The organism is Rhizobium acidisoli (assembly GCF_002531755.2).
GTDB classification, from domain to species: domain Bacteria; phylum Pseudomonadota; class Alphaproteobacteria; order Rhizobiales; family Rhizobiaceae; genus Rhizobium; species Rhizobium acidisoli.
This window is the reverse complement of sequence record NZ_CP035002.1, coordinates 203,830-217,289: the sequence shown is the minus strand read 5'-3', so window position 1 is coordinate 217,289 and position 13,460 is coordinate 203,830. Positions and strand designations below refer to the sequence as shown.

11 protein-coding genes and 1 pseudogene are annotated in these 13,460 nt (G+C 62.8%); 5 read left to right on the top strand and 7 right to left on the bottom strand.

Annotation, left to right across the window (positions count from 1 at the left end):
• Positions 1–35 precede the first annotated feature (35 nt).
• The 3 genes from CO657_RS33420 to CO657_RS33410 are packed head-to-tail and all read right to left on the bottom strand — an operon-like array spanning position 36 to position 3,992.
• Positions 36–1,433 (bottom strand): LLM class flavin-dependent oxidoreductase, encoded by a 1,398-nt coding sequence (locus tag CO657_RS33420; protein ID WP_054184280.1) that lies wholly within the window; start codon positions 1,431–1,433, stop codon positions 36–38.
• Between the two features lie 16 nt (positions 1,434–1,449).
• The gene (locus tag CO657_RS33415; protein ID WP_054184281.1) at positions 1,450–2,511 is read right to left on the bottom strand and encodes an ABC transporter permease; all 1,062 of its coding nucleotides are present in this window, start codon (positions 2,509–2,511) and stop codon (positions 1,450–1,452) included.
• Positions 2,508–3,992 carry a sugar ABC transporter ATP-binding protein gene (locus CO657_RS33410; protein WP_054184349.1) on the bottom strand — a complete coding sequence of 495 codons (1,485 nt, stop codon included), beginning with the start codon at positions 3,990–3,992 and terminating at the stop codon, positions 2,508–2,510. The genes CO657_RS33415 and CO657_RS33410 overlap by 4 nt, the downstream gene beginning before the upstream one ends.
• A 229-nt stretch (positions 3,993–4,221) precedes the next feature.
• Between CO657_RS33410 and CO657_RS33405 the strand changes: the two genes are divergently transcribed.
• Together CO657_RS33405 and CO657_RS33400 are read left to right on the top strand one after the other, a co-directional pair.
• Positions 4,222–5,268: a substrate-binding domain-containing protein gene (locus CO657_RS33405; protein ID WP_054184282.1), complete on the top strand. Its 1,047-nt coding sequence runs from the start codon at positions 4,222–4,224 to the stop codon at positions 5,266–5,268.
• 78 nt (positions 5,269–5,346) lie between these two features.
• Complete coding sequence (locus tag CO657_RS33400; protein ID WP_054184283.1) at positions 5,347–6,555, top strand: acyl-CoA dehydrogenase family protein; 1,209 nt, start codon at positions 5,347–5,349, stop codon at positions 6,553–6,555.
• Between the two features lie 80 nt (positions 6,556–6,635).
• Here CO657_RS33400 and CO657_RS33395 read toward each other — a convergent pair whose 3' ends face one another.
• The 4 genes and pseudogenes from CO657_RS33395 to CO657_RS33380 form a co-directional block, all read right to left on the bottom strand.
• Positions 6,636–7,853 (bottom strand): SfnB family sulfur acquisition oxidoreductase, encoded by a 1,218-nt coding sequence (locus tag CO657_RS33395; RefSeq protein ID WP_054184284.1) that lies wholly within the window; start codon positions 7,851–7,853, stop codon positions 6,636–6,638.
• A 255-nt stretch (positions 7,854–8,108) separates the two neighbouring features.
• Positions 8,109–8,419: pseudogene (locus CO657_RS33390) on the bottom strand (type II toxin-antitoxin system RelE/ParE family toxin).
• Entirely contained in the window at positions 8,409–8,690 is a 282-nt protein-coding gene (locus CO657_RS33385) for a ribbon-helix-helix domain-containing protein (protein WP_003595651.1), read from the bottom strand. The pseudogene CO657_RS33390 and the gene CO657_RS33385 overlap by 11 nt, the downstream one beginning before the upstream one ends.
• Before the next feature lie 146 nt (positions 8,691–8,836).
• Entirely contained in the window at positions 8,837–9,880 is a 1,044-nt protein-coding gene (locus CO657_RS33380; protein WP_054184285.1) for a substrate-binding domain-containing protein, read from the bottom strand.
• 215 nt (positions 9,881–10,095) lie between these two features.
• On the opposite strand from CO657_RS33380, the gene CO657_RS33375 reads away from it, so the two are divergent.
• From CO657_RS33375 to CO657_RS33365, 3 genes are all read left to right on the top strand, one after another.
• Entirely contained in the window at positions 10,096–11,130 is a 1,035-nt protein-coding gene (locus tag CO657_RS33375; protein ID WP_054184286.1) for a Gfo/Idh/MocA family protein, read from the top strand.
• Positions 11,131–11,141: 11 nt separating this feature from the next.
• On the top strand, positions 11,142–12,044 hold the full coding sequence (locus CO657_RS33370; protein ID WP_054184287.1) for a sugar phosphate isomerase/epimerase family protein: 903 nt from the start codon (positions 11,142–11,144) through the stop codon (positions 12,042–12,044).
• Positions 12,045–12,106: 62 nt separating this feature from the next.
• Complete coding sequence (locus CO657_RS33365) at positions 12,107–13,339, top strand: ABC transporter substrate-binding protein (RefSeq protein WP_054184288.1); 1,233 nt, start codon at positions 12,107–12,109, stop codon at positions 13,337–13,339.
• Positions 13,340–13,460: the final 121 nt, after the last annotated feature.

Genomic DNA, 13,460 nt, shown 5'->3' with positions numbered 1-13,460 from the left:
GATGTCGCCCGAAAACCGCTCACACTTTTTCGGCATCATGCTCTGGCAGCGATGCGTGCTGGCTCGCCGAAAAGATCGCGATAGGCCGCACCCGGATGCGGCGCGGCAAGCCGCGGCCCCGCTCCGCCAAGTTTTTCCCGCAGCGTTCCCTTGGCATAGTCTGTCTTGTAGACGCCGCGCTTCTGCAGTTCCGGCACCAGCAAATCCACAGCATCCTCGAAACTCTCAGGCGTCACGGCATAGGCAAGGTTGAAGCCGTCGACATCGGTGTCCTCGATCCATTCCTGCATCAGATCGGCGACGGTCTGCGGCGAGCCGACGAAAACCGGGCCGAAACCGCCGACGCCGACCCAGTCGGCCATTTCTCGCACCGTCCATTCCTTGGTCGGATCGATGGTGGTGAAGGTTTCGACGGCCGATTGCACCGCATTGGTATGACGGTGGCGCAGCACTTCGTCCGGCCCGAACTGGCCGAAATCGATGCCGGTCCAGCCGGAAATCAGCGTCAGCGCGCCCTCGAAGGAGGCATATTTGCGGTATTCGTTGAACTTCCGCTGCGCCTCGGCATCGGTTTCGCCGAGGACGACGGTCTGCAGGTTGAAAGCGAGAATGTCGCGCGGGTTGCGGCCGATACGTTCGGCCGCCTCGCGGACATTGGCGACGTAGCGCTTCAGCACGGGTTTCGACGGCGACGCCACGAAGATGCATTCGGCATGGGCGCCGGCGAAATCCTTGCCGCGGCTGGAGGCGCCGGCTTGGTAGAGCACCGGCGTGCGCTGCGGCGAGGGCTCGCTCAGGTGAATGCCCGGCACGGTGAAATGCCGGCCGGAATGGCCGATAGGATGGACCTTGTCGGGATGGGTGAAGATGCCGGCTTCCCGGTCGCGGACGACGGCGCCATCCTCCCAGCTGCCCTCCCAGAGCTTGTAGCAGACCTCGAGATATTCCTCGGCAAGATCGTAACGATCATCATGCCGGGTCTGCGCCGGCTGGCCGATATTGAGCGCGCCGCTGTTGAGATAGGAGGTGACGATATTCCAGCCGACGCGTCCCTTGGTCAGATGATCGAGCGTCGAGATCCGGCGGGCGAAGGTGTAGGGATGCTCGAAGGAAAGCGAGGCCGTCAGGCCGAAGCCGAGGTGCTCGGTGGCGTAGGCCATCGTCGGGATAAGCTGCAGTGGATCGTTGACCGGCACCTGCGCCGAATGGCGAAGGGCCGCATCGACATTGCCGTTCAGCACATCATAGACGCCGAGCACATCGGCGATGAACAGCCCGTCGAACTTGCCGCGCTCCAGCGTCTTTGCCAGATGCACCCAGTAATCGAGATCCTTGTAGGTCCAGGAGTTGTCGCGCGGATGGCGCCAGAGCCCCGGCGACTGATGTCCGACGCAATTCATGTCGAAGGCGTTCAGCCTGATTTGGCGGGTCATGTCTTTTTCCTTGGGATTAGGGATTGCTGCGGCCGAGGCCGTAGGTCAGGGCCAGGGCGCTGACGAGCACAGCGCCCTTGACGAAATCCTGGGTGTAATAGGGAGCGTTCAGCATGGTGAGACCATTCAGGAGCACGCCGACGAAGACTGCGCCGGCAATGGCGCCAACGACGTTCGGACGCCGCAGGTTGAGAACGGCAAAACCGATCAGCGCGGCGGCAACCGAATCCATCAGCAGCGAGCCGCCGGAAGAGATGTCGCCACGCCCGACGCGGGCGGCAATCACGATGCCGCCGAGCGAGGCGAGTGTACCCGACAGGACATAGGCGAGCGTCTTCAGCCTGACGGTCGAGGCCCCCGCGAGCCGGGTGGCAACCTCGTTGCCGCCGGTCGCAAACAGCAGCCGGCCGATGCGGGTGCGTTCGGTGAGAACGAAAAGCAGGACGGCGACCGCCGCCATCAGCACCACGGAAACGGGCAGGGTGCCGAGGATGCTGTAGCGGCCGATCAGCAGGAAGGCCGGGTCGTAGGCCCCGGTCGCCTTCGTGCCGTCGGGCAAGGTGAGGCCTGCTGAAATCGACCGGCCGGCCGTCGGAATCAGCTGCAGGCCGGAAAGCAGGAACATCATCGCCAGCGTCGCCAGCAGATCCGGCACCTTCAGGCGCACGATCAGGAAGGCGTTGACGAGCCCGACCAGAGCGCCGAAGGCAAGCACCAGCGGCACCGTCGCATAGGCGTCGAGGCCCCAGACGATCATCGCGTAACTCGCCGCCATCACGCTCGATGCGGCAACGGCGCCGATCGACAGATCGAAACCGCCGACGGCGAGCGTGACGGTGACGCCGGCGCCGAGGATGGCGACGACCGACACCGCCTGCAGGATGCTCATCAGATTGGCGATGGTGATGAAGGCGGGCTCGGCGATGGTGAAGCTGACGATGAGCAGCGCAAGCAGGATGAACACCGCGCCGGCCCGCAGAAATGCGCCGAGAGCGGCAAGATGGCCGCCAGCGGCTTGCGGCGACGCCCTTGGCCGGGTGCCAGTCTTTGAAAGAGCGTCGTCGTCGATCGTCGTCATGCGGATATTCCCTGAATGGCGAAAGGAGCGGCTAGTCCGCCTGCGACGGGGCCTAGCACATGGCGATCGATGACGAGGATGCGGTCGGCCACCTCATAGGCCTCCTCCGGATCGGAGGTCGCGATCAGCGTCGCCCGGTCGGTGCGGGCGCGGATTGCCTGATTGATGTCGCGGCGGGCGCCGACATCGACGCCCTGGAAAGGTTCGTCGAGCAGCAGAAGCCGGCTTGGCTCCGCCTCCCAGCGGGCAATCACCGCCTTCTGCTGGTTGCCGCCGGAGAGCGACCAGACCGAGGCCAGCGGGCCGGCGGCCTTGATGCCGAAACGGGCAATCGCCTGTTCGGCCTCACGTCGTTCGCGGGCGCCGACAAGGAAACCGCGCGGATACCATTTGGAGAGATGCGGCAGGCTGATCGTCGCCGCCAGCGAATGGCCGGGCCACGCCGGCGGCATCAGCGAGGAGCGGTGACGGTCTTCCGCTGCCATGGCAACACCCGCCGCAATCGCTTCGGCCGGACTTTTCGGCCGGTAGGGCCGGCCGTCAAGATACATCGCGCCACCCTTAAGCGCCGTCACGCCGAAGATTGCCTGGAGCAGCCGGCTCTTGCCGGCGCCGAGCACGCCGGTCACCGCCACCACCTCGCCCTCATGCAGCGACAGATCGAAAGGCGCGCCCGCCGGCAGCAGACTGGCATCGCGCATTTCGAAAATCACAGGGCCGGTCGCGGGCCGAGCATGCGGCCGCGCTGCATCGAGCCTGCGGCCGATCATCGTCTCGATGGCGCTCGAAAAATCGATTGGCCGGGTGAAAGTGCCGACGACGCGGCCGCCGCGCATCACCAGCGCGCGGTCGGCGATCGCTTCAAGATCGGCGGTGCGATGCGAGATATAGAGGATCGCCAGCCCGCGGCTGCGAAGCCTCAAAAGAATATCGAAGAGCCGGCGGCTCTCTTCCCCGGAAAGGCTCGCCGTCGGCTCGTCGAGAATGAGGAGATCGGCGCGGTTGGCAAGGGCGCGAGCGATCGCCACGAGTTGGCGGTCGGCGCTGGCGAGTTCGCCGAAATCACGGTCGAGCGGCAGGCTGAAGCCGGCGGCATCGAGCATTGCCTGCGCGGCGCGGCGAATGCCGGCGCGCGAGACGAAGAAGGGCGTGCTGCGATGGGCGAAACGGTTGAGAAGCAGGGCGTCGGCGACGGTCAGGCCGGCAGCACCGACCAGATCCGTCGATTGATGCACAGTGACGACGCCGGCGCCTGCCGCTTCGGCCGGGCTCTGCGGAGCGAAGAGGCGGCCCTCGAGACGGATCGCGCCACCATCGGCCGGAAGCACACCGGACAGGATCTTCACCAGCGTTGATTTACCCGCGCCGTTTGCGCCCATGAGCGCCACGATCTCGCCGCGCTCGATCGAAAGATCGGCGCCCGCAAGCGCCCGCGTCGAGCCGAAGCTGCGGCTTATGTTTTCAACGTGTAGAAGCGGCATCGACCAGATCCGGAACTGCATTTGTCCCGGGAGTGTGCCCCGTTCGGACGGTCGAATTCCAGGCAAGCCTTTCCCCGATGGACAGCGCCGGGGAAACAAAGAATCTCCCGCAGACGGCAAAATCGGATCATTTAATCTACTAAAAACATAGAGATTATATCTAATAACTTAACGCGTCGCGGGGGCTGCCTGTCAGACGACGCCGCTTGTTGTTAAAAGGAACGCGACGATGAAATCCCTCGCACGGCTTGCACTGTCTGCCGCCGTCATTCCGTTCATTTTCATTCACGGTGCAAAGGCTGACGGCCTGTCCGGTGCTCCGGCTCCCTTCGACAAGGGCGGCGTCAAGATAGCACTGATCAGCTACATCTCGGCCGGCGATTTCTTCCAGGCCTATCAGGCGGGCGCCGAGGCCCAGGCCAAGGCGCTGGATATCGACCTGCGCATCTTCCCCGGGCGCCAGGATGCAGCCGAGCAGCGCGAACAGATCCTGCAGGCGATCAATCTCGGCGTCTCCGGCATCGTCATCGACCATGGCCTGTCGGAATCGCTTGGCGACGTCGTGCAACAGGCGCTCGACAAGGGCATCAAGGTCGTCGCCTTCGACGTCAACCTCAACAATCCCAAAATCCCGCAGGTGGAGCAGAGCGACCACGAGCTTGCCTCGCTGGCGCTCGAACAGGTGGTGAAGGACAACGGCAAGAGTTTTAACGCCGGTTACGTCTATGTTGCAGGCTTTGCGCCGCTCGACCGCCGCAACGAGGTTTGGGACAAATTCAAGTCGGACAATTCGGGCGTCGTCGAAAAAGCCCGCTTCGGCAATGTAAGCGACACCACCGCGACCTCGACAGCCGACCAGGCGAAGGCCGCGCTCACTGCCAATCCGGATATTTCGGTGGTCTTCGCCCCCTATGACGAATTCGCCCGCGGCGTAAAACTCGCCGCCAACGATCTCGGCATATCGAAGAAACTCAAGATCTATTCGGCCGACGTCTCCACAGCCGATATCCAGGAGATCACCGAGGAAGGCAGCCCGTGGGTTGCGACCGTCGCCACCAATCCGGCCGTCGTCGGCGCCGTCTCCATCCGCGCCGCGGCCCTCGAAATCGCCGGCCAGACTGTTCCCCATCAGATTACCGTCAAACCGACGCTGCTGACCCAGGAGAGCCTGCGCGCGGCCGGCGTCAAGACGATCGAGGATCTGGCGCAGAAGATCCCGGCCTTCAGCACCAGCGATGCGGCGACCGCGACCTGGATCCCGGACAAGCTGTTCTAAGGCTTTTCACCTCGATCCTTCCGGCGGGGGCGTACGGCTCGCGCCGGATCGTCTTTTTGCAGAATTGGAGTTCCGCCCATGAGCCAGTCCAATGTCGTCTACGCGGCGAGCCGCAACCCAACGCGGCAAGACCTGTTTGCACGCGCCGAGGAGATCTCGGCCGACCTTTCCCAGCGCGCGGCCGAACTCGACCGCGACGGCCGCCCGCCGCTTGCAGAAATCGTCAAGCTGAAGAATGCCGGACTGCTCAATGCGCTGCATCCGATAGAGATCGGCGGCGGCGGTCTCGATTGGGTCGACGGGCTGAGGCTGGTCCGCATTCTCGCCCGCGGCGAGAGCTCGATCGGGCAGCTGCTCGGCTACCATTACGTCAACAGCCAGTATGTCTACTGGGCGCTCGATGCAGCGCGCGCCCATGCGCTGGGCAGCGAGACGGTGGCGAAAAACCTCTATTGGGGTGCAGCCGTCAATCCCCGCGATCCCGGACTGGTGCTGACCCGCCGCGGCAACGGCTATGTGCTGAACGGCCGCAAATCCTTCTCCACGGCGGCGCGGGTCTCCGACTATATCAATGCCAATGCGGCGCTCGACGACAAGATCGCCGGCTTTGCCGTGCCGACCAATCGCCCGGGCTACGTCGCCAATGACGACTGGGAGAATATCGGCCAGCGCCTGTCCGACAGCGGCAGCGTCGAGTTCCACGATTTCCCCGTCTACGAGGAGGATTTCGTCGGCGCCCCCACAGCACCCGATGTGGCGCCGCCGGTGCTGTCGACCTTCAACACGCCGTTCATCCAGCTGGTTTTCGTCAATTTTTACCTCGGCACCGCCGAAGGCGCGCTGCAGGCGGCGGTCGACTATGTCAGAACCACGACGAGACCGTGGATCACATCCGGTGTCGAGCGGGCAGCCGACGATCCCTATATCCTCGAGCGCGTCGGCGAATTCACCGCGGCGCTGAAGGCCTCCGCAGCCCTTGCCGACAATGCCGCTGCCGCCGTGCAGGCGGGTCTTGCCCGCGGCCGCGACGTGACGGCGCGCGAGCGCGGCGAGGCGGCGGTCGAAGCCTATGCCGCCAAGGTCCATGCCACCCATGTCTCGCTCGACATCACCTCGCGCGTCTTCGAACTGACGGGCGCGCGCTCGACGGCGGACAAATACCGCTTCGACCGGTTCTGGCGCAATGTCCGCACCCATACGCTGCACGATCCGGTCTTCTACAAGGCCAAGGAAGTCGGCGAATTCGTGCTGAACGACAGGATACCGGAGGTCAGTCTCTACAGCTGAGGCGAGTGCGTCGATATCGAAAGCAAAACCCCGCTGCCGGCGCCGGCAGCGGGGTTTTCATTTGGGAATGAGACAAAAGCTCAGAGCGCGCCGTTCTTCGGCGGCGTGACGCCGTTCAGATGATAGTTGCCGACGACGTGGTACTTCCAGCGCACGGGGTCATGAAGTGTGTGGGTGCGGGCGTTGCGCCAGTGGCGGTCGAGATTGAGGCCAGCCTGCACCGACGAGGTGCCGGCAAGCTCGAAGAGCGTATTCGAAGCCTCGAGCGCCACTTCCGTTGTCAGCACCTTGGCGGCGGCGACCGCAAGCGTTGCCTCGATCACTTTCTGCTCAGTCGTCTCGACCTGCGCGGCATCGACCTTGTGGCCGGCGCGCTCGACGAGGGCGGTCGCGGCTTCGAGCCGGATGGCGATCTGGCCGACCCTAGCGATCGTCAGCGGATCGTCGGAGGCGCGGTCGAGGCCGCTATCCATCCAGGGGCGCGATCTCGTCCTGACGAACTCAAGCGTTTCGGCGAAGGCCGCCCGAGCAATGCCGAGATCGACGCCGGCATGGATGATCTGGCCGACGGAGCCGATCGTCGTCGGGCGCTCGAAGCCCTTGTGATGAAACACGACGGAATCGGCGCTGACATAGACATTATCGAGAACAGTCGTGCCGCTGCCGGTGGTGCGCTGGCCGAAGCCGTCCCAGTCGTCGACGATCTCGACACCCTCGGTGCCCTTCGGGACGAAGGCCATGGTCAGCCGCTCCTCGGCATCGAGCGCGAAGACAGTGATCCAGTCGGCGAAGAGCACGCCTGTGGAATAGAATTTGCGGCCGTTTATCCGGTAGCCCGGACCGTCGCGGGTGATGCGGGTGTTGTAATGCCCGACCGTCTTCGTGCCGCGCTCGGAAAGCGCATTGCCGAAACGGTCGCCGGCAAGCACCCGGCTGAAGAAATAGCGCTGCTGCTCCTCGCTGCCGTCGGTGCGGAGCGCCTCGAGAATATAGAAATGGTTTTGGGGAATCTGGCCGATCGAACCGTCCGCCTGCGACAGGATCGCCGTGATCTCGGCAAGCACCGCGTTCGAGACGTCGAGCCCGCCAAATTGCGCCGGCACGGTGATCGCCAGGAGACCGGACCGCGCGAGGAGATCGAGTTCGCTGAAAGGCAGGATCCGATCGGCGTCGCGCTCGGCAGCGCGCGCGGCAAATTGCGCCGCCAGCCTGCGGGCGGTTGCAATCGCTTCCTCATCGCTGCCGATACGGTCGGCCACGGGCCGGATCTGATCTGCTTGCCTCAGCACGGTATTCATCGATGTCTCCAATTCTGACGATCCTATCGGTGAAAGAAATCGAACGCCGAGATAAGAGTACAAATTCTATAGATGTGGTAGAAAATAAAAAGTGTTTGCTTATTCCCCTTCGACCGCCGTGGTTAGGGTTTCGCTCCAAGCTTCGCGCGGCGACGCGCCCGGAGGGGAGATGAAATTTCCGCCTTCTAATATTCTGGAAATGGAGAAGACCGAGGTGTTTGAGAAGCATCCGATGCTCCCGCGTCGCGCGCCGGCTTAATCGAGCGATGCGAGATCACGCCTGCCGTGAAGGACGCGCACGATATTGACGGTTTGGATGGGTCCTTCGTCCCTGTCCGGAACGGTCTCATAGAGCATAACAAACGGCGCTTCGACCAACATGCGCGCGCCTGGCCGGATTTCCGGTCGGCGCCTGCCGAGACGCGGCTGTTCGCTCAACAGCTTCGCCTTCCGCTCAAACTATCGAAAAGCCGCTCGGCGGCCTGCGGCTGTTCCAGACCGACCTGAACATAAATATCACGAACGTCGGCCAGGGCCCGGGGCAACCAAACGAGATCAACGGGCATTGTTCAGGGCAGCGCTCAGTTCCTGACGAGCCTCTTCGCGGAGTTTGTCGAAATCGACCCGCACGGGGTCGCCGCTGGCCTTGCCTTCGTCCCAAAGTTCCCGCAAGCGTTTGGCATCAGCCTGTCGGGCTTCCCATTTGGCCTCCCAGTCGCGGACTGCTTCGCGCACGATTTCACTTGTGGTGGCGTAGGCGCCGGTCTTGACCGCGTCGCGAAGAAGGGCCGCCTGATGCGTGGTAACGGCCACGCTCACTTTCTCGACATTCGGCATTTCACGTCTCCTGGACCTTATAGTAGTAAAGTTTACTACCGTCTCAACACTCTGCCAAGTACCCATCTCAATTCGATTCCGGAGATTTTCCAACCGTAGTCGCCGGTCGCTCAGCGCCGCGTGCCGGCAAAATCGGCAAAGAGCGATCAGACCATGGCTCCCACGTGAAAGGCGTCGCTTTCCCCCGGCACCAGTTCGAGCGGCCAGACGACGTTGCGGCCGGCATCAGGGTAGAACTCGCGATAGGCCGGCACATTGGCGAGAAGCGTCTGTCCGAGCGCGACGCCGAGATCATAGAGCGACATACGGAAGCAGCTGAGCGAAGGGTTTAGGAACCGTGCGCGCGGGGCATCGCGGAAGCCGATCACGGCCAGGTCGCGGCCGGGCATGACGCCCGATTCCATCAGGCGGCGGTAGAGACCGATCGCCATCAGCTCGTAGATCAGGATCACCGCCGTCGGCCGCTCTTCGAGGAGCAGCAGCTCATGGGCCGCCTGGTAGCCGCCCTGTTCACTCGATTTGACGCGGATGACGAGCGACGGATCGAAGGCGATACCGTGCCGCGCGAGCGCGCGGCGATAGCTCTCAAGAAAAACATAGCCGAGGTTGACCTCGCTCGACGGCGCCGTGATCGCAATCCGGCGGTGACCGCGCGCGACTAGCCGGTCGACGGCGCGTTCGGCCACGCCTTCAAAATCGAGATCGATCCAGGGAAAATTGCCTGGGGAAAGGCTGCGGCCGACCGCAACGAAGGGGATCTTTGCCCGCGACAGAAGATCGATGCGCCGGTCGATGCGCTGCGTGTTCGAGATGATCATCGCATCGACGATGTGGCGCGCCACAATGCGCTTCAGATATTCGTGCGGATCCTCGTCGCTCGGGCAGGGCAGCATGATCAGGTCGAGTTTGTGGCGGGCAAAGACGCTTTGCAGGCCGCTGGTGACGCCGAGGAAGAAGTTGTCGGCATTTTCGACCGACTCCATGCTGGATTCGATCATCAGCCCGATGACCTTCGTCTCTCCTTGTCTGAGACTCCGTCCCGACTGGTTGGCGACGTAACCGAGTTCCTCGGCTGCCGCCAGCACGCGCTGCCGGGTTTCCTCATTGACATCGGGCTTGCCGTTCAGCGCCCGGGAGACCGTGCCGATCGAAATACCCAGGTGTTCGGCAAGCTGGCGAATCCCTTTCATCGGCCGCTTTTTCCTGGAGCATGATGTCGTCCTAAAACTGCGCGGTTTTCGGACGACATCATGCTCCTCCTTTGATGATTTAGATCCATGCGCATCCGGGTCCGCAATTTCGTATTTGGCGTCTCTTGACATCGCAAAATCTTTCCGCCAACATTCGTAAACGTTTACGGAGTGCGTGTCACGAGGAGAGTTGGCGCCATTCCCTGGAGGAAATCGTGAAATTTAGTGCCATTCTGTGCGGGTGCGGAGCTATGTCCAAAGGTTGGTTGCGCGCCATCGCGTCCAACCCTCAACTGGCTGAATCCATTGCCATCGTCGGCCTCGTCGACCTCAACCGCGAGACGGCGGAAAAGCTTGCCGCCGAGTTCGGCCTCGAGAGCGCCGTCATCGGTTCGGATCTTTCCGAGGTCATCGCTACGACCAAGGCCGACCTGGTCTTCGACATCGTCATCCCGGCCGCTCGTTACGATGTCGTTTCGACGGCGCTCAAAGCCGGCTGCCATGTGCTCAGCGAAAAGCCGATGGCCGCCTCGCTCACCGAGGGCGCCGCGCTGGTCGATCTCGCCGCGCAAACCGGCCGCATCCACGCCGTCATCCAGAACCGCCGCTTCATCTCCGGCATCCGCCGCCTGCGCCGTTTCGTCGGCAGCGGCGCGATCGGCGAACTCACCGGCATCCATTGCGACTTTTTTCTCGCACCGCATTTTGGCGGTTTCCGCGAGGAGATGGACAATGTCCTGCTGCTCGATATGGCGATTCACACCTTCGATGCCGCCCGCTACGTCGCCGACCGCAAGCCGCTTGCCGTCTATTGCGTCGAGCGCAATCCGAAGGGATCGTGGTACCGGCACGGCGCTTCGGCCAATGCCATCTTCGAATTTTCCGACGATATCGTCTTCACCTATCGCGGCTCCTGGTGCGCCGAAGGCGAGCGCACCAGCTGGGAAAGCCGGTGGCGCCTCGTCGGCTCGAAGGGCATGCTCACCTGGGATGGCGAAGAGAATTTCACCGCGACTGTCGCCGGCGAGGAACCCGGCCTTTTGCGCGGCTTTGCTGCCGTAAACGTTCCCGGCCCGGAACATGCCGCGGAAACCCATGGCCACGCCAGCGTCATCGCCGATTTCATCGCGGCGATCGGCACCGGCAAACAGGCCGAGACGGTCAATTCCGACAATATCAGAAGCCTCGCCATGGTCTTCGGCGCCATCGAAAGCGCCAAGACCGGCAAGCGTATCGAAATTTCAGCATAGGATGACGTGACGTGAGCAACCCTGCAAAATCCATTCGCATCGGCACCATGGTCAGCGGCAACAAGGGCGATGCCGCCACGCGCATCGGCGAGATCGCCGACATGGGCTTCGAAAGCTTGGAACCCTTCTTCTGGCAGACGACCAAGGGACAGAACCTTGCCGAGCTCGGCAAACGCTGCCTCGACGCGATTGGCGACCGCGACATCACCATCTCGACGCTCGGCATGTTCGGCAATCCGCTGGAAGAGAGCGCCATCGACCTCGAGACGCTGCAGGGCTGGAAGGACTGCATCGACAATGCCCATCATTTCGGCGCGACCTGCGTTGCCGGCTTCACCGGCCGCGTCCGCGGCAAGCCGCTGACCGACAGCCTGGGGCGTTACAAGCAGATCTGGAGCGAGCTTGCCAAGCGCGCCGCCGACAAGGGTATCAAGATCGCCTTCGAAAATTGCGCCATGGACGGCAACTGGCAAAGCGGCGACTGGAACATCGCCCACAATCCGGATGCCTGGGAACTGATCTTCAACGAGACGCCGGATGATCATATCGGGCTGGAATGGGAGCCGTGCCATCAGATGGTCTATCTGATCGACCCCATGCCGCAGATCCGCAAATGGGCGCACAAGTTCTTTCACGTCCACGGCAAGGACGCGACCATCCGCTGGGAGGTCATCAAGGAACACGGCATATTCGGCAAGGAAAAATTCGTCTTCATGCGCACGCCGGGCTTCGGCGACAGCAACTGGACCGATATCATTTCCGAACTGCGGCTCGCCGGCTGGTCCGGCTCGATCGACATCGAAGGCTGGCACGACCCGGTCTATCGCGACGAACTCGAAATGACCGGCCAGGTCTATGCGCTCAACCACCTCAAGCATGCCCGGGGCGGCGAATTCGTCGTCGATCCGGCCTAATGAAATCGGTTCCGGCAAGGAGGAATTGCCGGAAACGGGGATAACCACAAAGGAGGAGAACCATGGCTATCCGCAAATATGCAATTCTCGGCGCTCTGGCGCTTGCAGGCGTTTCACTCTTCGGTCTTTCGGCCAAGGCCGAGGACGTCACGCTGACGCTCTGGTCGCTGGATAAAGACACCCAGCCGGCGCCCAATCTCGTCAAGGAATTCAACGCCCAGAACAACGGCATCAAGATCGAATACCGGCTGATCCAGTTCGACGACGTCGTCACCGAGGCCATGCGCGCCTATGCCACCGGCCAGGCGCCCGACATCATCGCCGTCGACAATCCGGAGCATGCGATGTTTTCGTCGCGCGGCGCCTTCCTCGACCTGACCGACATGATCGCCAAGTCGACCGTCATCAAGCCGGACAATTATTTCCCCGGGCCGCTGAAGTCGGTCGAATGGGAGGGCAAATATTTCGGCGTGCCGAAGGCGACGAACACGATCGCGCTCTACTACAACAAGGACATGTTCAAGGCCAAGGGCCTCAACCCGAACAAGCCGCCGCAGACCTGGGACGAGCTGGTCGATGATGCGCGCAAGCTGACCGACCCCGCCAAGAACGTCTATGGCCTTGCTTTCTCGGCCAAGGCCAATGAGGAAGGCACCTTCCAGTTCCTTCCCTGGGCGCAGATGGGCGGCGGCAGCTATGAGCATATCAATGCCGAGGGCGCAGTGCAGGCGCTCGGGATCTGGAAGACGATCATGGACGAGAAGCTCGCTTCTCCGGATACGCTGACACGCGGCCAGTGGGATTCCACCGGCACGTTCAACTCCGGCAATGCGGCCATGGCGATCTCCGGCCCCTGGGAACTCGACCGCATGACGCAGGAAGCGAAATTCGACTGGGGCGTCACCCTGCTTCCGGTTCCGAAGGAAGGGGCTGAGCGCTCGTCGGCCATGGGCGACTTCAACTGGGCGATCTTCGCCAGCAGCAAACATCCGGCCGAAGCCTTCAAGGCGCTCGAATATTTCGCCTCGCAGGACGACAAGATGTTCAAGAATTTCGGCCAGCTTCCGGCCCGTTCCGACATCTCGATCCCCGAGAGCGGCCAGCCGCTGAAGGACGCTGCCCTCAAGGTGTTCCTCGAACAGCTGAAATACGCCAAGCCGCGCGGCCCCCATCCGCAATGGCCGAAGATCTCCAAGGCGATCCAGGACGCCATCCAGGCGGCGTTGACCGGCCAGATGAGCCCGAAGGACGCGCTCGACCAGGCCGCGGATAAGATCAAGGCTGTATTGGGCTAGTTAGCATCGTGCCAGCCGTTCGCTCCCTCTTCTCCCCGGCGGGGTCCGAAGGACGGGGCGAGACACGCGGCTCGACCCAGGTATGGATGCCCGAAGGGCAGATGAGGGGGGTGAGGAGCGC

What these genes read in the sequence shown, in the direction of transcription:
- CO657_RS33380 (WP_054184285.1), bottom strand. Translation starts at nt 9,880, where the DNA reads ATGAAAGGGATTCGCCAGCTTGCCGAACACCTGGGTATTTCGATCGGC.
- CO657_RS33365 (WP_054184288.1), top strand. Translation starts at nt 12,107, where the DNA reads ATGGCTATCCGCAAATATGCAATTCTCGGCGCTCTGGCGCTTGCAGGC.
- CO657_RS33400 (WP_054184283.1), top strand. Translation starts at nt 5,347, where the DNA reads ATGAGCCAGTCCAATGTCGTCTACGCGGCGAGCCGCAACCCAACGCGG.
- CO657_RS33385 (WP_003595651.1), bottom strand. Translation starts at nt 8,690, where the DNA reads ATGCCGAATGTCGAGAAAGTGAGCGTGGCCGTTACCACGCATCAGGCG.
- CO657_RS33415 (WP_054184281.1), bottom strand. Translation starts at nt 2,511, where the DNA reads ATGACGACGATCGACGACGACGCTCTTTCAAAGACTGGCACCCGGCCA.
- CO657_RS33395 (WP_054184284.1), bottom strand. Translation starts at nt 7,853, where the DNA reads ATGAATACCGTGCTGAGGCAAGCAGATCAGATCCGGCCCGTGGCCGAC.
- CO657_RS33420 (WP_054184280.1), bottom strand. Translation starts at nt 1,433, where the DNA reads ATGACCCGCCAAATCAGGCTGAACGCCTTCGACATGAATTGCGTCGGA.
- CO657_RS33405 (WP_054184282.1), top strand. Translation starts at nt 4,222, where the DNA reads ATGAAATCCCTCGCACGGCTTGCACTGTCTGCCGCCGTCATTCCGTTC.
- CO657_RS33410 (WP_054184349.1), bottom strand. Translation starts at nt 3,992, where the DNA reads ATGCCGCTTCTACACGTTGAAAACATAAGCCGCAGCTTCGGCTCGACG.